This is a genomic window from Ectobacillus polymachus (genome assembly GCF_048159605.1).
Classification (GTDB): Bacteria; Bacillota; Bacilli; order Bacillales; family Bacillaceae_G; genus Ectobacillus; species Ectobacillus polymachus.
On the sequence record NZ_JBLREB010000003.1, the window covers coordinates 41416 to 58847 of the forward strand.

Below are 17432 nucleotides of genomic sequence, written 5' to 3' on the forward strand. Positions count from 1 at the left end.
TTCTTACTTCATGTAAATTGATTTCAATCGATTTGTTTAAGCACTTTTCCGTTCTTTTTTTATTTGCTGAATCGTTACCATGAGACCAGTAAATCCTGCAGGAAAGGCAGGGAATAAACTGTATATAAGATACTTCCATTGACCTGTTTGCAAGGAGATAAACAGAAAAATGATTGGAAAACCAATTAACGCAAATAATGAAGCCCATAGTGCAATTCGGGTGCTCTTTTTCAAGTTTTAGCTCCTCCTTTCGCCTAATAGAATCCATTAAAATTGGTAAATTATGATAATTTTAATGTATCATACGTTACAGCTGTTTAGAACAGACAACGATCAACCATTCTTCATACTAATCGTCGTATTTTCTTTTCCATGTCTGATGAAGTTAAAGAGAGAGAAGTATATAGACAAAAATTTTGAAAATTTTAGTAGATAGTAGAGAAGGAAGCTGATAGGAAGAGAGAGAATGTATATAATTGTAAAAAAATAGGAGGTGTATTGTATCATGTATATGACTTTAGGAAGAATTTTTGATCTAGCTGTGCGAAATTATCCAAATAAGGAAGCTCTCGTCGAAGCAGCAAAAGGCATCCGCTATACGTTTCGGGAATGGGATGAACAAGTAAGTAAAGTAGGTAATGCACTATTAGAGGCAGGAGTAAAAAAGGGAGATACGGTTTCTGTCTTTCTTTATAATTCAAGTGAATTTGTAACCGTTTACTTTGCTTGTGTGAAAATAGGTGCGATTTTTAACCCAATCAATTATCGCTTAAAAGCAAAAGAATTAGCTTACATTTTATCCGATGCCAATCCTAAGGTTGTTGTCTTTGAAAAGGCGGTTGAAGCTGTTGTTGCTAGTATTGAAAGTGATTTTCCATCTGTCTCATTTTGGTACATTGAAGAAGATAAACCAGCCTATTCACACTCCTATCATGATATCGTCTCAACATCACCTTCTAACTTACCAATTATTGAAGTAGTAGAAACCGATTATTGCTCGATTATGTATACAAGTGGCACGACAGGACGACCGAAGGGAGTACTCCATCGTCACCGTGATATGGCAGAGCATAGTTTAATTTGTACGTACTATGAAAAATATACAAGAGATAGTGTAGGTCTTATTGTAGCACCACTTTATCATTGCGGTGAGCTGCATGCTGGCATATTGTCACGCGTCCATGCAGGAGCAAAAAATGTAATTTTGCATCAATTTGATGCAAAAGAAGTATTACGCACCATTGAAGAGGAGGGGATTACGACCTTCTTTGCAGCGCCTACAATGTGGAATATGCTATTGCAAGAGAATGTAAGTGAATATAATTTATCTTCTATGAAAATAGGTGTATATGGCGGCGCAGCAATGGCTCCATCGCTCGTAAAGGAATGTAAGGAACGATTGTATATCGATCTCGTTCAAATATATGGCATGACAGAAATGGGACCAGTCGTTGCATTTCTAGTAGAAAAGGATCAATTAGCAAAACCGGGATCTGCAGGTACACCATGCTTTAACCATGAAATTCGAATTGTGGAGCCTAATGAGGACGAACCGTCTGATCCGGAAGATATCCTACCTCCTTATGAAGTAGGAGAAATTATTATGCGCGGTCCGACGATGATGGCAAAGTACCATAATCAAGAAGCTGCAACTGCAAAATCATTGTATAAAGGATGGTATCACTCAGGAGATCTTGGCTATATGGACCGCGATGGCTATCTATTTGTAGCTGATCGTGTCGATGATATGATTATTAGCGGAGGAGTGAATGTATATCCGCGTGAAATTGAAGATTTCTTGCATAGCCATGATGGTGTTCTCGATGTTGCAGTTTTAGGAGAACCTGATGAACTTTGGGGAGAACGAGTCGTCGCAGTTGTCGTCAAGAAGGATTCGAATATTACGGCAGAAGATTTAGACTCCTATTGCAAACATAGCGATGAACTAGCTGATTATAAACGCCCTCGTCATTACATTTTTGTAGATGAATTACCGCGAAACGCGAGCGGGAAATTGCAGAAGTTTGTGTTACGCCAAAGTTTTGAAAAACCAGTAGTATGAATGGAATAAATCTAGGTAAATAAGTAAAGTTGGTGGAACTACCCCAAAGTAGGGGGGGATGAAGAATCTCCTCTACTTTGGAAGTTTACCATTGAAACGAAAATGGTAAACTTTTTTAATATAACTTATATGAGTCGTTAGGAAGAACGCTTGACAGCTCCTAAGCTAATAACGAAGTAGTCAGTAAGCAATTCGGCTATGTATTATCTTATTTTTTACATGGAAACTTCTTCAAAATAAGTTGGATCATGTATTGTAATTTTTTTATCTAGGACTGTGACAATACTATCATTTTTCAGTTGTTTTAATACCCCGCTAACTGTTTCACGAGATGTCCCAGATATTTTAGAAATTTCAATTGTTGTAAGGGGACATGAAATTACAATTTCTTTTCCTTCCTGTTCTCCTAAATCGTTCATCAAATAACCTAATGTATGAATAACGCGATCTTGCGCATTTGAAATTGTAATATTTTGGACTCGTTTTTCATTTTCTTTCAATAGATAAGAAAGCTGCTGAACAGTATATAAGAGCTGTTTACGATCTGATTTCACCATATCCTCAAAAATAGAAGTAGGAATATAGTAAACATTGACATCTGTCATTGCCATAGCTGTATGATTGTATGACTTATCAATAAACATACCACCGTAGGGGAAAATAGAAAAATGCTTTACATAATCTTCATATACTAGATTTCCACTTTGACTAACTCGCTCTAATTTTACATAACCATCTAGCAGGAGATAAATTCTTTCTCTTGCATCCCCCTCTAAAAATAAAAATTGACCCTTTTTATAGGACCGCCAATAGACAAGCTCTACTAGACTTTTCAATTTTTTATCTGATACATCGGCAAATTGTTCAAACTGCTTCAAGTTTTCAATTATGTTTCGGCACTTCATGAAATTCCCTCTTTCTTTCTATAAAAGTGAAATGTAAAGATAGTGTCCTTGAAATTATTTCATCATAATTATTTTATCATATATTTCCAATAGACTAAAGAGAAATCGTAGAAGGTTAAGTGGAGTCGAGATGCCCATAAAAGAAAAGGGGTTAAGCACTATCCTAAAAATAAGGGGACCCTACTTTTGAAAAGTACTAATTTTACTGAAAAAGTGATTTGCGCATAAAAAGAATGAAACAAGTTACTTCATTCTTTTTTATTACCCTAATCCCTCCCGTTATTTAAGGGTCGCACTTCAAGGCTAAAGAGAAATCGGAGAACCTGGCTGCTTGTAAGCAAAGGTTGGGCGGACTAACCCAAAAGCAGGGGAGAACCCTCTACTTTTGGGAAGTTTCACTTTATATACATACACATGTATTCTGCTTCGAAATAATGGTACCGCTCTTTTCTTCTAACGCCTCATATACTTTGTCTAATGAAGTAATAATCGTTTTTCGGTTTGAATCTGTATTAACAAAATTAATGGCTGCTTTAATTTTCGGAAGCATGCTTCCTGCTGCAAATTGGTTGTCGAGAATATATTGTTCTAGTTCATCTACTGTAACATTTTCTAATTTCTTTTGATTAGGTGTATTGAAATTTACATACACATTTTCAACTGCAGTTAAAATAACGAGAATGTCGGCATTTACTAATTCAGCTAATTTTTGCGCAGCAAAATCTTTATCAATAACAGCCTCGGTTCCCTTTAATCCATCCTTAGATTCAATAACTGGAATACCTCCTCCTCCAACAGCAATGACAATATCGCCATCCTCTACTAATGAATTAATTATTTTATATTCATGAATACTTACTGGTATTGGCGAAGGGACCACACGACGCCATCCACGCCCTGCATCTTCTTTAAATGTCGCTTTTGTTGTTTCCATTAATTCTCGTGCTTCTTCTTCCGTATAGAAGGGACCAATCGGTTTTGTTGGATTTTGGAACGCTTCATCCTTTTCATCTACTACAACCCGAGTGATAACTGATACTACATCTTTGTGTATATTCCGCTTTATCAAAGCATTTTCAATTGCATTCTCCATCCAATATCCAATCATTCCTTGACTCATTGCACCGCAAGTATCTAATGGCATTGCAGGAGTTTTTTCCGTTTCCGCTGCTTTTTGTTGCAGTAAAATATTACCAACTTGTGGACCGTTTCCATGCGCAATGACAATATCTATATTATTTGTTTCGACAAGCTTAACTAGTTGTTCTGCTGTTCTATCTAGCGCTTCCTGTTGTGCTTGTGCAGTTGCCTTTCCATTTCCAGTTTGTATTGCGTTTCCTCCTAATGCAATGACGACTTTTTTTCTTTTCATCTTTCAACCCTCCGATTCATTTTTATGAGACTTGTTAAAAGGTTATCTTGCCTATAACCATTTCATAAACTGCGTATACTGCTAAAACTCCAATAACTATCGCGGAAATAAGCTCAACTCGAGTAAATATTTTCTTTGACTTTGTTTGCTTTTGAACATAATAAAAGATAAAAATTCCTGGCGCATATAGTGTCATGGTCATTAACAAATAATCTAAACCAGCTGCATAAACTAGCCAAACCCCGTATATACTAGCAATTAAACCAATTATAATATTCTTTGTTCGATCTATTTCTGTCGACTGTATACTATGCTTAAATTGATAAAATGCTGAGAAAGCATAAGGAATCAAGATTGCAGAGGAAGCAAGAGAATAAGCAAAATGATATGCTTGATCTGAAATAAGAAATGTCAACAAGAATATTTGAATCAAACCATTTGTTAACCATAATGAATTGACAGGAGCTTTGTTTTTATTTTCTTTTGCAAACCATTTTGGAAATACACCATCTTTTGCAGCCAAATAAGGAATTTCAGAAGCTAAGAGCGTCCAACCTAACCAAGCACCTAATACAGAAATAATTAAGCCTATATTAATAAATATAGCTCCCCATTTTCCAACAACACTTTCAAATAAATATGCCATTGATGGATGTTTCAAATTTGCTACATCAGCCTGATGCATAATCCCTAAAGATAATAGTGTAATTAGAATATAAATAATGAGAGTCCCAAGTAATCCTATAACAGTTGCCTTCCCAATATCACTTCGATTTTTTGCACGACTGGATAAGACTACAGCTCCTTCAATGCCAATAAATACCCAAAGAGTTACTAGCATTGTATTCTTAACTTGGCTTCCTACATCTGCCCAAGAAAAAGAAGCTCCTTGTCCCCAGAATCCATCTAAGAAAATATTCATGTGAAAAGCACATATCCCTACAACAATAAATACAAAAACAGGAACTAATTTCGCTATTGTTGTCACTAAATTTACAAGCGCTGCTGATTGTACGCCGCGTAAAATCAACATATGAACACACCAGAGTAATATACTTGCTCCAATAATCGAGGCTACGTTTTGGCCGCCTTCAAAAGTCGGAAAAAAATAACCGATTGATGCGAATAATAATGTACAGTAGGCAATATTTCCAAGCCAAGCAGATAACCAGTATCCCCATGCACTATTAAAGCCCATAAAATTACCAAATCCAGCTTTTGCATAACTGAAAATTCCGCCATCTAAATCTGGTCTTTTATTTGTTAAGTTTTGGAATGATAATCCAAGAGCAATCATTCCAATACCCGTTATAATCCAGCCAATAATAATGGCACCTGCACCTGCACCTTGTGCCATATCACTTGCTAAGTTAAATGCACCGCCGCCAATCATGGAACCTACAACAAGACCTGTTAAAGTTAATAGTCCTAACTTCTTTTCTTGACCCATTTCACTCACCACTCTTATATTAGATAGGAATAAATGACAGTAGAGAATCATTATATTAAAGAAGGATAAAGAAGGAGGAGTCTCCTCCTTCTTTATTTATTGCATTATCCCAAAGTAGCCGCCATTACAGCTTTAATTGTATGCATTCTATTTTCAGCTTGATCAAATACCTTCGCATGTTTACTGCGGAATACTTCATCAGTTACTTCCATTTCTTTCAATCCATATTTTTCATATACATCTTGTCCGTATTTTGTTTCTATATCATGAAAGGCAGGTAAACAATGTAAGAAAATCACATCTTTATTTCCAGTATTTTCAATCATTTTCATATTTACTTGATATGGTGTAAGAAGTGCAATACGTTCAGCAAATTTATCTTCTTCTCCCATTGATACCCACACATCTGTGTAAATGACATCTGCACCTGCAACAGCTTCTTTCACATCGCTTGTTATCATGACATTGTCATTATATTTTTTAGCTAAATCAATTACTTCCTGGGCAGGGAATAATGATTCTGGTGTACAAATCCGTACGTCCATTCCTACAATAGATCCACCAACTAACAAGCTATTTGCTACATTGTTACGTCCATCTCCAACGTAAACCAACTTAACATTTTTTAACTTTCCTACATGTTCTTTTATTGTTAACAAATCTGCAAGAGTTTGTGTTGGGTGCCAAAGATCTGTTAAGCCATTCCATACAGGTACACCTGAATTTTTTGCTAGAGAATCGACTGTTGAATGTGCAAATCCACGGAATTCAATGCCGTCAAACATACGTCCTAAAACTTTCGCTGTGTCTTCTACAGATTCTTTCTTTCCAAGCTGAATATCATTTTTACCTAGATATTCAGGATGTGCACCTAAATCTGTACACGCTACTGTAAATGCACAACGAGTACGAGTTGAAGTTTTTTCAAATAAAAGTGCAACATTTTTACCCTCTAAATAACGATGTGGAATACCATTTTTCTTTTTTTCTTTTAATTCTGCTGCTAAATCAAGAAAATATAATAACTCTTCTTCTGTAAAATCTTTTTCTGCAAGAAAACTTTTACCTTTTAAGTTTGGTTTTGTCATTAACATCATGTATCCCTACTTTCTCTATTATTCTTCCTAAATATCTTTACGAACAATTGGCATACTCATACAACGTGGACCCCCACGACCGCGAGACAATTCCGCACTTATTACTTCGATAACCTCGATACCATTTTCTCTTAACAAAGCATTTGAAACATAATTGCGATCATATGTAACAACTACTCCTGGTGCAATGGCTAATGTATTGGATCCATCGTTCCATTGTTCACGAGCAGAAGCAATAATATCTCCTCCACCGCAAGGAATGAGAACTAATTCACTTAAGCCTAATACTTCTTTTAGAGCTTCGGTTAAAGATGTACGGTGTGTAATGTTTAGAGTCTCTTTATCCTGTCCTTTTTCTAGAATATAAATATTCATATCTCCCTTTGGACTTTGAATGGTTGGATGAATGGTAAATTTATCATAATCAACCATTGTAAATACTGTATCGAGGTGCATAAACGCACGACATTTTGGAATCTCTATTGCTAGTACTTTTTTAATTTTATCTTGACGACTAAATAACTCTTTTGCTAAACGTTCAATGGCTTTAGCTGAAGTTCGAGAAGATACTCCAATCGCAATCGTTTCTTCATTTAAGATAAGTTCGTCGCCGCCTTCAATTGGAAACTTATAATCACGATTTAACCAAACCGGTATATTGTGAGTAGCAAATCGTGGATGATGCTTAATAATATATTCCATAAACAAAGATTCACGTCTTCGTGCAGGCTCTCTCATTTTATTAATCGTTAAGCCATTCCCCATTGATGCTGCTGGATCACGTGTAAAATATAAATTTGGCATTGGATCTAAGTAAAATGGATAATGTTCCTCCATTAATTCGTAAAGATGTGCTTTCTTATGCGTTTCAATTTCACTCTTACGCACGCCACTCATAATTTTTTGAATCATTTCTTCATTTGAAAAGGAAAGTAAATATTCTTTTAAAGATTGATGTGCAACATTTACATCTGCTTGTCCTTCTTTTAAAATACGATCAACAAATTCTTCTCGAAGTTCTTTGTTAACTAATGCTTCGGCCATTAATTTCTCTAAATATAGGACTTCAACCCCTCTATTTCGCAAAGTGTTTGCAAAATAGTCATGTTCCTTTTGCATAGTTGGCAAGAATGGGATATCGTCAAATAATAATTGTTGTAAATACTCTGGTGTTAGATTTTCAATTTCTTTACCAGGACGTTTTAGTAAAACCGTCTGTAATTCTCCAATTTCTGATGTAATGTGTATCGGATGCTTCATGAGTAGTACCCCCTTTTAAATGTTCTTTCTTTATCTCTTACAAGTACATAATAACCCGTATGTATGTGCACTTATGTGAAAGCGTTGACATTTATAAGTGAAATATTTCACAAGTTGATTTTTAAAAAGTATAGGTAAGCGTATTTTTATAAGCTATTCTAATTCAGGAAATCAATAATTTGCTATGTATGGTGCATATTTCGTGCATGATAGCTATCATTTTGTATAAAAAATTTTCATTAAAGATTGCAGAAGGGAAAACTTCTTATACGGTTGATGGGGAGAAACGAAAAAAAGGGATAGCCGCAGGCTATCCCATTAAAACCAGTTAAACTTTACAAATCAATTTTAATCTTTCTTTTATAATTTCGCTATCTGCTTTGGATGGAGCAATGACAAGACATGTATTATTTCCACAAACACTCCCTATTTTTTCTTTCCAGTCTAAAGAATCTAATAAAGCACCAATAACATGAGCATTACCAGGCGCAGTTTTAATAATAGTAAATCGATCAACGTAATCAATCTTTACAACGATTTCTTTTAATTTTTTCTTTAATTGCATATTAACATTCGGACTATTTTCTGTGAAAATTGTATAAATGGTTACTCCTGAAGGAGAGGTTACCTTTGTTAAATGTAATTCCCGAATATCTCGAGAAATAGTCGCTTGTGTAACTAATACACCATGACTCTTTAATAACTCTACTAATCTCTCTTGTGTACCTATTTCATTCTCTTTTACCAATTGTTTAATTAGCTGTTGTCTTTTCTCTTTCTTCATAAAAGACACCCTTTCTAATATTCTATTGTTATTATATCTTGATATAATTTTTAACGAAACGGGATAAAGCTGAATGTTGCGGAAACGTTCATAGTTTTACAACTGGTATTCCGTTTATTAAATTATGCTAAAAAAATTAGTATGCCTATATCAATCATTTTTCGTGACAAAAGGGAATAGGAACATAAGGGAATATAAAAGAAGGATTTTTTAATTTCTTCCTTAAATTGTATAGAAAGCTATAAATAGAGGGAGATGAGGATATGAATATATCGGAAAGTACAGAAAATGTTGTTGTTACCTATGAAGGTAGAATGGTAACTATTATGCTAAATCGTCCGAATGTACTAAATGCGTTAGATGTGCCGACCATAAAGGAGCTTCTTCGTGTATTTCAAGTTGTTGCTAATAGCAATGCTGATGTTGTGGTTCTTTGCGGGATGGGCCGAGGATTTTCAGCGGGCGGAGATATTAAATCAATGCTCGCTGAACTTGATGAAAGTAAATTTGATCCGATTATAAATCAAATTTCTGAGTTAGTGTTAACCTTATATACGATGCCAAAGCTTGTCCTTGCAGCTATACATGGACCGACGGCTGGACTCGGGCTTAGTTTAGCGTTAGCTGCTGATTATGTCCTTGCAGATGCTTCATCACTCATTGCGATGAATTTTATTGGCATTGGATTGATTCCAGATGGAGGTGGACATTTCTTTCTCAAGCAACGAGTAGGAGAAAATGCAGCTAAGCAAATCATTTGGGAAGGAAAACGAATGACAGCAGCCGAGGCATTGCAAATTGGAATGATCGATGAGGTTGCACAGGAGGATTTCCAAGAAACCGTAAAGAAAAAAGTAGGGAGTTGGCTGAAAAAGCCGGTGCAGACCATGCTACAGACTAAGCATATTTTCACAGAATTACACAAAGCTACGTTGCAACAGGTATTAGCATTTGAAAAAGAAGGACAAATGCGCATGCGAAAGACAAAAGACCATGCAGAAGGAATCCGTGCTTTCCTAGAAAAACGACCGCCATCTTTTACAGGAAAATAGGCAGGAATCCAGTCTTTACTGAGTTTGCAACCCCCTTTAGGGGGAGGAAGATTTTCGCACTAACAGATAACCTCGCCCACATAAATCTAAACAGCTCTTGTGGGACGAGGAACATCTGCCCTTTAGAGCCAAGGCACTAGCTTTATTAGGAATGAAATAATAGTAACTTCCCGCTTGAACTGATGCAGCGATGTGTTAGCTCCATCATATTGTTGTCGATTAGAAGTTGTTCCCCTTGTGTCTTTGCCTCAATTTCACTAGCAGCTGTAAATTGCTTATTTAATAAGATATTCCCGCCTTTATCAAATGCAGTTACCGTATACGTTTTCATTTCTATCTATCTCCTTCTATTTGAAATAATTAGAATCTTTCTACTATTTTTACATATATATGGATTTTATGCAAAAAGAAATTACGAGAATAACGTGATAAAATAAGATACACGAAATGGTAGGGGAGTTGTGCAATGGAACGGTTACGATTTATACATGCAGCAGATTTGCATTTAGATAGTCCGTTTAAAGGAATGGAGAATGAAATACCGCAGGATCTCTTTACGAGAATGAAGGAAAGTACGTTTCGTTCCTTTTCACGAATTGTACAAGTAGCAATTGAAGAAAAGGTCGATTTTATTCTCTTAGCGGGGGATTTGTACGACTTAGAGACGAGAAGTTTGCGGGCTCAACTTTTTCTTCGCAATGAATTTCAGCTGTTAGATGAACATAGAATTCCTGTCTATATTATTCATGGTAATCACGATCATCTAGGTGGACACTTCGCCGAAATGAAGTTTCCGCCTAATGTAGCTGTGTTTGAGAAGGATAGAGTAGAGTATAAGCCTTTTTATAAAAACAATCAGTTACTTGCATACATATATGGATTTAGTTATTTACAGCAGGCAGTGCTTGAAAATATGACCTCACAATATGAAAAGACCGAGCAAGCTCCTTATCACATTGGGATGCTTCATGGAAGTGTAGAGGAAGCGAGCGATCATAGTCGCTATGCTCCGTTTCTAGTACGAGAATTACTAGACAAACAATTTCATTATTGGGCGCTTGGTCATATTCATAAGCGAAATGTGCTTAATGAGCAGCCGCCGATTATATATTCTGGAAACATTCAAGGAAGACACCGCAAGGAAACGGGAGAGAAAGGGTGCTATCTTGTAACACTGGAGGGGTCTTCTGCTTCTCATACGTTCATTCCGACCGCAGATGTGATTTGGGAGGAAGCTTCTATTTCTATAGAAGGTTTGCAGCATGTAGATGAGCTGCTTGCGCGCAGTTACTCTATGAAAAATGAGCTGCGGAGAAAGGATGAAGGAACGCTTGTCGTGTTAACCTTTACCGGATGCGGAGAGTTGTCTACCTATTTACAAGATCAAAAGCAGCTTGAGGAGCTTGTTCAGCAATTGCAAACGGAGGAAACGGGCGAGCAGTTTGTTTATGTAGTAAAGTGTTATAATCATACACTATCGAATGATGCGCTCGAAACAATGAAACAAGAAAGTCATTTTATTGGGGAGCTGTTACAAGAAGTAGAATCGTATTCTTATTTGGATTCTATTATGAGACCACTCCGGCAGCCTGCATCAGCAAAAGGGATAGAAGAGTTTACTGAAGAAGAAAAGGATGAAATTGTACAAGAAGCAAAACGGATTATTTTACGTGAATTAGTAGCAGAAAGAGGGGATATGCAATGAAGCTTGAAAAGCTCCATATATATGGATATGGAAAATTGCAAGATGTGCAATTGTCTCTCTCTTCCATTACGATACTGTACGGAGAAAATGAAGCGGGAAAATCGACGATCCGTTCGTTTATAAAAAGTATCTTGTTCGGATTTCCAACGAGAGGGCAGCTTCGTTATGAACCGAAAGAAGGCGGTGCTTATGGCGGTGCCATTACTATACATAGTGAGCAATATGGAAGGGTTCGCGTAGAACGAATTCCTAAAACAGCCGCCGGAGAAGTCACAGTTTACTTTGCTGATGGCTCAAAAGGCGGAGAACAAGAACTAAAGCAGCTACTACAAGGACTTGATGTTTCTTTATTTGAATCTGTGTTTTGTTTTGACATGCATGGACTTCAAAATATACATCAAGTGAAAAAGGAAGAGCTCGGAAGCTATCTTTTTTCTGCGGGAGCAGTAGGAACTGATACGCTACTAAAAATGGAGAAAAAACTCGATCGAGAAATGGAAGCCTTGTTTAAACCGAATGGGAGAAAGCCTTCTATTAACATCGGCTTGTCTGATTTAAATAAATTGAAAGACTCCTTTCAAAAATGGCAGCAAAAGCTAGGGATGTATGAAAAATGGCAGCGAATGAGGAAAGATAGCGAACAAAAATTAGAAGAGATGCAACTGGAAAAGAAAAGACGAAATCGATTAATAAAAGACTATGAAACGATGAGTACACTAGTGCCTCTATTAATAGATAAACAAAAGCATGAGGATTTTCTTACTACGTTGAAAGAAACATCATTTCCTGCTGAAGGTATTCCTCGGTATGAGCAATTGCTCGCTGCATGGAAACCTATGCAGCATCGGTTAAACGTACTTTCAGATAAGATAGCCTTAGGAAAGAAGGAAGCAAGCCAGTGCTCCATTAATGAAGAGCTCCTTCAAAGGGAATTTCAAATCGAAGAAAGCCGTCTGAAGCAAATGTCCTATGAACAGGCGTTAAAAGAACAAGTTGTTATCGAACACAGAATGGAACAAATGCAGGAAGAAATAGACGGTCTGCAAAGCAGCATAGGGGTAGTGCAGGATAAAGCTTTCTTTTTACAATTGGATACGAGTTTGTCCGCAAAGGAGTATCTTACTGAAATGGTGCAGCATGCACAGCGTTTAGAAGAGCAAAAACTGCAATTAGATGAACGATTTTCACATGCTAAGGACGAGCTAGAGGAGCAGGAACAGCAGATTAGTCGCGTGAAGGGGCAACTACAGTCTACTGAAAAACGATCTTCTAGTCATGTGAAGCAAAAAAATGTTCCACTCCTATTTTTTATTCTCGCAATTGTTACTGCCAGTCTAGTTGCATTTGTTACGAATCAAATTCTATACGGAGCAATTGCTTTCTTACTTATCATCGTTGTGTCGTTTGTATACAACAGAAAGCCTTCAGAAGCTGCGCAAAATATGGAACTACGACAAATAGCGGAACGAGAAGCCTTTAAACTAGAGCAAGTAGAAAAAAACTATGATCGGATTCTTAAGCAGTATGAGGAGTGGGAACAGCTTTCATACCGTATAGAGAAAAACGTAAAAACATGGAAAATTCGGTACGGAATTGCTGATTCTTTATCCTACAGACAGCTAATCGTTGTTTTTGAAAGAGTAGAGAAAATCAAAACTTTAAATAGAGAGTATGCAAAAGCTGCTGATAGAAAAGAGTATTTACAAAGAGAAATTCTGCAGTTTCAAAGTAAGCTAGATGAATTACTAGGCTTTTTTCACATTCAGGAAGAACGAACGAGCGACAATCTTTATCGAATGAACGAAGCTGTCAAGCAAGAACAACAACGTAAGGCAGAAAACGAGCAGCTACTTGAAAAAATTAGCGAATGGGAAGAGGAACAAAAGGAGTTGCTTCATCAAAATAAGAACTTCCAAATGGAAAGAGATGCTTTATGGGATGCAGCGCATGTGCAAACCGAAGAGGAATTTTATACACATGGGAAACAGCAAGAGGAAAAGCAAGCGATTCAAAAGGAATTATCGTTTTTAATGACACAAATTCAGTTGTTACAGGAACAGGTAACAGAAATAGATATAACAGATCATCATACATGGACAAAGGATTATCACAATTTGTTGCAGGAACAGCATAATCAGTTGGACACATTGCAGCAGGATGAGCAAAGATTGCAGCAGGATTTAGCACAGTATCGCGTGGAAATTGCAGGACTAGAGGAAGGAAGTTCCTATTCTGATTTGTTGCATGAATGGGAAGCGAAAAAATCGATTGTACGTGAGCAAATAAAGCAATGGGCTGCTTATGCCACTGCAAAGGATGCGCTAATACGAACGAAGGAACGATATCATCAAGTAAAGCTGCCGCACATGCTGGAAAGAGCAGAGCAATATTTTCACCATGTGACAAACGGACAGTATGTGAAAATCTTTGCACCAAATCAGGAACAGTCGTTTGTTGTAGAAAGAAGGGATGGGATGCGCTTTTTTTCCTGCGAGCTTAGTCAAGCTACAGCAGAACAGCTATACCTATGCTTAAGATTTTCGTTAGCAGACACGTTTGAGGGAAATATTCCATTAATCATAGATGATAGCTTCGTGCACTTTGATAAGGCTCGAACCAGACAGACATTATCCTTACTGCGGGATCTTTCTAGCACAAGACAAATTATATTTTTCACATGTCATGTAGAGTTTCTTTCTTACTTTGCTGAGGAGGAAACCATACAATTGCAAGAGCAGAGAAATGTCATCTAATTGTCATCTGGAAGTTTCTTGTATGGTATACTATTCATAATTGGTTACGTTGGAGGACTACACATGAAAAAGAAAATTATGCAATATGACGTCGGAGAACAAGTGGATGTTTTATTGCTTATTAAATCATCAGTACGGGGAATTGCTAGCAATGGAAAACCGTTTTTAACGATTATGCTCCAAGATCAAAGCGGAGAAATTGAAGCGAAAGTATGGGATGTTTCGAAAGAAGACGAACAGCGCTATGCACCTGAGAAAATCGTGAAGGTTGCTGGCGACATTTTAAATTATAAAGGGCGGATACAATTAAAGCTTAAGCAAATTCGTGTGCTTCAACCGAGCGAAGCACCGGACATTTCAGAATTTGTAGAACGTGCTCCTCTTCCAAAGCAGACGATGCATGAGACCATCACACAATATGTATTTGAAATGACTAATCCAAACATTCAACGAATAACAAGACATTTGTTGAAGAAGTATCAAGATCAATTCTTGGAATATCCTGCTGCGACCAAAAATCATCATGAATTTGTATCAGGTCTAGCCTATCACGTTGTTTCCATGTTGCATTTAGCAAAAGGGATTGCAAGCTTATATCCATCACTTGATACAGATTTATTATATGCAGGTGTTATATTACATGATCTTGGCAAGGTTATTGAGTTATCAGGTCCTATTTCAACTACGTATACGGTCGAAGGAAATTTATTAGGTCATATTTCTATCATGGTTAGTGAAATTTCGAAAGCTGCAGACGAACTTAAAATCGAAGGAGAAGAAGTAGTGATTTTGCAGCATATCGTTCTCAGCCATCATGGCAAAATGGAATGGGGCAGTCCAAAGCCGCCAATGATTCGTGAAGCTGAAATTCTGCATTACATAGATAATTTAGATGCGAAAATGAATATGATGGATCGGGCACTTAGCCGTGTGAAACCTGGTGAATTTTCGGATCGTATTTTTGCTCTTGATAATCGCTCCTTCTATAAGCCAACATTCCACGAATAATGCATAAATACTGTTTTCCTTTCATATAGTGAAGTATAAAGCTTGTCTAGAAAGGAGAACAAAGCGATGCCTTTATGGGTGTATGTTGTTATTATTGGGATTGCCATAAGCGGATTTATGACATTATATACAACGAAAAAAGAAGAGGAGATTGATCAAGAGTTTATCGAACGAGAAGGCGAAATATACTTAGATCGGATACGCGCAGAGAAACATCGACGTATGGATGACGAGGATGATCACTCAGTAATGCTATAAAGTCACTACGTACAGAAAAAGTGAGGTTTCTTTTTCTGTACGTTTTTTGTGTATACAAGGAAGCTAACTATTTCTTAAGACAAGGTGGTTTTTTCTGTTTCAAATCTATCACTGTACTTTTTCTTGTTGTTACATATACACTAGGAAAAAGAGAAAGTAAAAATCCGAGCTTAAGGAGGCTTCTTTCATGCAAACCTATATTTTATCGATTGATCAAGGAACGACGAGCTCGCGGGCTATGTTGTTTAATAAGCAAGGAGAAATTGTACATAGTGCACAGAAGGAATTTACGCAGCTTTTTCCAAAGCCTGGCTGGGTAGAACATAATGCTAATGAAATATGGGGATCGGTTCTTGCTGTAATTGCGAGCTGTTTGAGCGAAGCAGATGTACAGCCTTCGCAAGTAGCTGGGATTGGGATAACAAACCAACGGGAAACAACGGTCGTTTGGGATAAGCATACGGGGAAACCGATATATAATGCGATTGTTTGGCAATCTCGTCAAACAGCAGCTATTTGTGAAGACTTAAAATCACAAGGCTATTCATCAGTAGTAAGAGAAAAGACCGGTTTACTTATTGATGCGTATTTCTCAGGAACGAAAGTGAAATGGTTATTAGATCATGTAGAAGGAGCTCGTGATAAAGCAGAGCGCGGGGATTTATTATTTGGAACGATAGATACGTGGCTCGTATGGAAGCTAACAAGTGGGAAAATGCATGTAACGGATTATTCCAATGCTTCTCGTACCATGATGTACAATATTAAAGATTTAAAGTGGGATGAGGAATTGCTTGCTATGCTGACAATTCCTAGTAGTATGCTTCCGGATGTTCGTCCTTCTTCTGAAATTTATGGATATACAGCAGAACACCATTTCTTTGGTAGACGAGTACCGATTGCGGGTATCGCAGGGGATCAACAGGCTGCTTTGTTCGGGCAGGCATGCTTTAAGGAAGGTATGGCGAAAAATACGTACGGAACGGGCTGCTTTATGCTGATGAACACAGGGAAACAGGCAGTTATTTCTCAAAGCGGGCTTTTGACAACCATTGCGTGGGGATTAGATGGAAAAGTAGTTTATGCATTAGAGGGAAGTATTTTCGTAGCAGGCTCTGCTATTCAATGGCTTCGTGATGGAATGCGTATGATTAAGGAAGCGAAAGATAGTGAACTTTACGCAGAACGGGTCGATTCAACAGAAGGAGTATATGTGGTTCCAGCTTTTGTTGGATTAGGTACACCTTATTGGGATAGTGAAGTTCGCGGAGCAGTATTTGGAATTACCCGTGGTACAACAAAGGAGCACTTTATCCGTGCAACGCTTGAAGCATTGGCCTATCAAACAAAAGATGTGTTACGTGCAATGGAGTTGGACTCCGGAATTGCTTTACAGGCGCTTCGTGTTGATGGTGGTACAGTGAAAAATAATTTTCTAATGCAATTTCAAGGAGACATGCTAGGTGTACCTGTTCAGCGGCCGGTAGTAAATGAAACGACAGCACTTGGCGCAGCATATTTAGCAGGGTTAGCAGTAGGATATTGGAGCAATCAAGAGGAGATTGCTCGTCAATGGCAGATTGACCGAACGTTTACACCAGCAATGACAGAAGAGCAAAGTACAAAATTGTATGCAGGCTGGAAAAAAGCAATTGAAGCAACAAAAGTTTTCAAATAAGTAATGATATCGTATACTAAAATTAAATAAACTGGCTGGAATGAGAGA

The 17432-nt window shown here is 37.3% G+C and carries 14 protein-coding genes and 1 pseudogene; 7 read left to right on the top strand and 8 right to left on the bottom strand.

The features are described from left to right. Nucleotides 1-36 precede the first annotated feature (36 nt). A complete protein-coding gene (locus ACM5BR_RS14240) occupies nucleotides 37-234 on the bottom strand; it encodes a hypothetical protein (protein WP_416828651.1) in 198 nt (65 codons plus the stop codon). 271 nt (nucleotides 235-505) lie between these two features. Between ACM5BR_RS14240 and ACM5BR_RS14245 the strand changes: the two genes are divergently transcribed. Further along, nucleotides 506-2062, top strand: a complete 1557-nt coding sequence (locus ACM5BR_RS14245) for a fatty acid--CoA ligase (protein WP_416828652.1) — start codon at nucleotides 506-508, stop codon at nucleotides 2060-2062. A gap of 215 nt (nucleotides 2063-2277) precedes the next feature. Here the strand turns inward: ACM5BR_RS14245 and ACM5BR_RS14250 are convergent, their stop codons facing one another. The 6 genes from ACM5BR_RS14250 to argR all read right to left on the bottom strand — a co-directional run bounded on the left by ACM5BR_RS14250 (nucleotide 2278) and on the right by argR (nucleotide 8930). Then, entirely contained in the window at nucleotides 2278-2967 is a 690-nt protein-coding gene (locus tag ACM5BR_RS14250; protein ID WP_416828654.1) for a Crp/Fnr family transcriptional regulator, read from the bottom strand. Between the two features lie 400 nt (nucleotides 2968-3367). Further along, nucleotides 3368-4339 carry a carbamate kinase gene (gene arcC / locus ACM5BR_RS14255; protein WP_416828655.1) on the bottom strand — a complete coding sequence of 324 codons (972 nt, stop codon included), beginning with the start codon at nucleotides 4337-4339 and terminating at the stop codon, nucleotides 3368-3370. Nucleotides 4340-4373: 34 nt separating this feature from the next. Then, nucleotides 4374-5789: an arginine-ornithine antiporter gene (gene arcD, locus ACM5BR_RS14260; RefSeq protein WP_416828656.1), complete on the bottom strand. Its 1416-nt coding sequence runs from the start codon at nucleotides 5787-5789 to the stop codon at nucleotides 4374-4376. Between the two features lie 104 nt (nucleotides 5790-5893). Then, the gene (gene argF / locus ACM5BR_RS14265) at nucleotides 5894-6883 is read right to left on the bottom strand and encodes an ornithine carbamoyltransferase (RefSeq protein ID WP_416828657.1); all 990 of its coding nucleotides are present in this window, start codon (nucleotides 6881-6883) and stop codon (nucleotides 5894-5896) included. A gap of 30 nt (nucleotides 6884-6913) precedes the next feature. After that, nucleotides 6914-8146, bottom strand: a complete 1233-nt coding sequence (gene arcA, locus ACM5BR_RS14270; RefSeq protein WP_416828658.1) for an arginine deiminase — start codon at nucleotides 8144-8146, stop codon at nucleotides 6914-6916. A 328-nt stretch (nucleotides 8147-8474) separates the two neighbouring features. Further along, nucleotides 8475-8930 carry an arginine repressor gene (gene argR, locus ACM5BR_RS14275; protein WP_416828659.1) on the bottom strand — a complete coding sequence of 152 codons (456 nt, stop codon included), beginning with the start codon at nucleotides 8928-8930 and terminating at the stop codon, nucleotides 8475-8477. 263 nt (nucleotides 8931-9193) lie between these two features. Here argR and ACM5BR_RS14280 point away from each other — a divergent pair, with 263 nt between their 5' ends. Further along, nucleotides 9194-9982, top strand: coding sequence for an enoyl-CoA hydratase (locus ACM5BR_RS14280; protein WP_416828660.1), 789 nt, complete (start codon nucleotides 9194-9196; stop codon nucleotides 9980-9982). 145 nt (nucleotides 9983-10127) lie between these two features. Here the strand turns inward: ACM5BR_RS14280 and ACM5BR_RS14285 are convergent, their stop codons facing one another. Then, complete coding sequence (locus ACM5BR_RS14285; protein WP_416828661.1) at nucleotides 10128-10313, bottom strand: YhzD family protein; 186 nt, start codon at nucleotides 10311-10313, stop codon at nucleotides 10128-10130. Nucleotides 10314-10448: 135 nt separating this feature from the next. On the opposite strand from ACM5BR_RS14285, the gene ACM5BR_RS14290 reads away from it, so the two are divergent. The 5 genes and pseudogenes from ACM5BR_RS14290 to glpK all read left to right on the top strand — a co-directional run bounded on the left by ACM5BR_RS14290 (nucleotide 10449) and on the right by glpK (nucleotide 17384). Beyond that, the gene (locus tag ACM5BR_RS14290) at nucleotides 10449-11687 is read left to right on the top strand and encodes a metallophosphoesterase family protein (protein ID WP_416828662.1); all 1239 of its coding nucleotides are present in this window, start codon (nucleotides 10449-10451) and stop codon (nucleotides 11685-11687) included. Continuing rightward, nucleotides 11684-12436, top strand: a pseudogene (locus tag ACM5BR_RS14295) (AAA family ATPase); the annotation flags it as partial. The gene ACM5BR_RS14290 and the pseudogene ACM5BR_RS14295, both read left to right, overlap by 4 nt. A 2067-nt stretch (nucleotides 12437-14503) precedes the next feature. Next, nucleotides 14504-15448 carry a 3'-5' exoribonuclease YhaM gene (gene yhaM, locus ACM5BR_RS14300; protein WP_416828663.1) on the top strand — a complete coding sequence of 315 codons (945 nt, stop codon included), beginning with the start codon at nucleotides 14504-14506 and terminating at the stop codon, nucleotides 15446-15448. 66 nt (nucleotides 15449-15514) lie between these two features. Then, nucleotides 15515-15706 carry a sporulation YhaL family protein gene (locus ACM5BR_RS14305; RefSeq protein WP_416828664.1) on the top strand — a complete coding sequence of 64 codons (192 nt, stop codon included), beginning with the start codon at nucleotides 15515-15517 and terminating at the stop codon, nucleotides 15704-15706. Nucleotides 15707-15893: 187 nt separating this feature from the next. Continuing rightward, entirely contained in the window at nucleotides 15894-17384 is a 1491-nt protein-coding gene (glpK, locus tag ACM5BR_RS14310; RefSeq protein ID WP_416828665.1) for a glycerol kinase GlpK, read from the top strand. Nucleotides 17385-17432 lie beyond the last annotated feature (48 nt).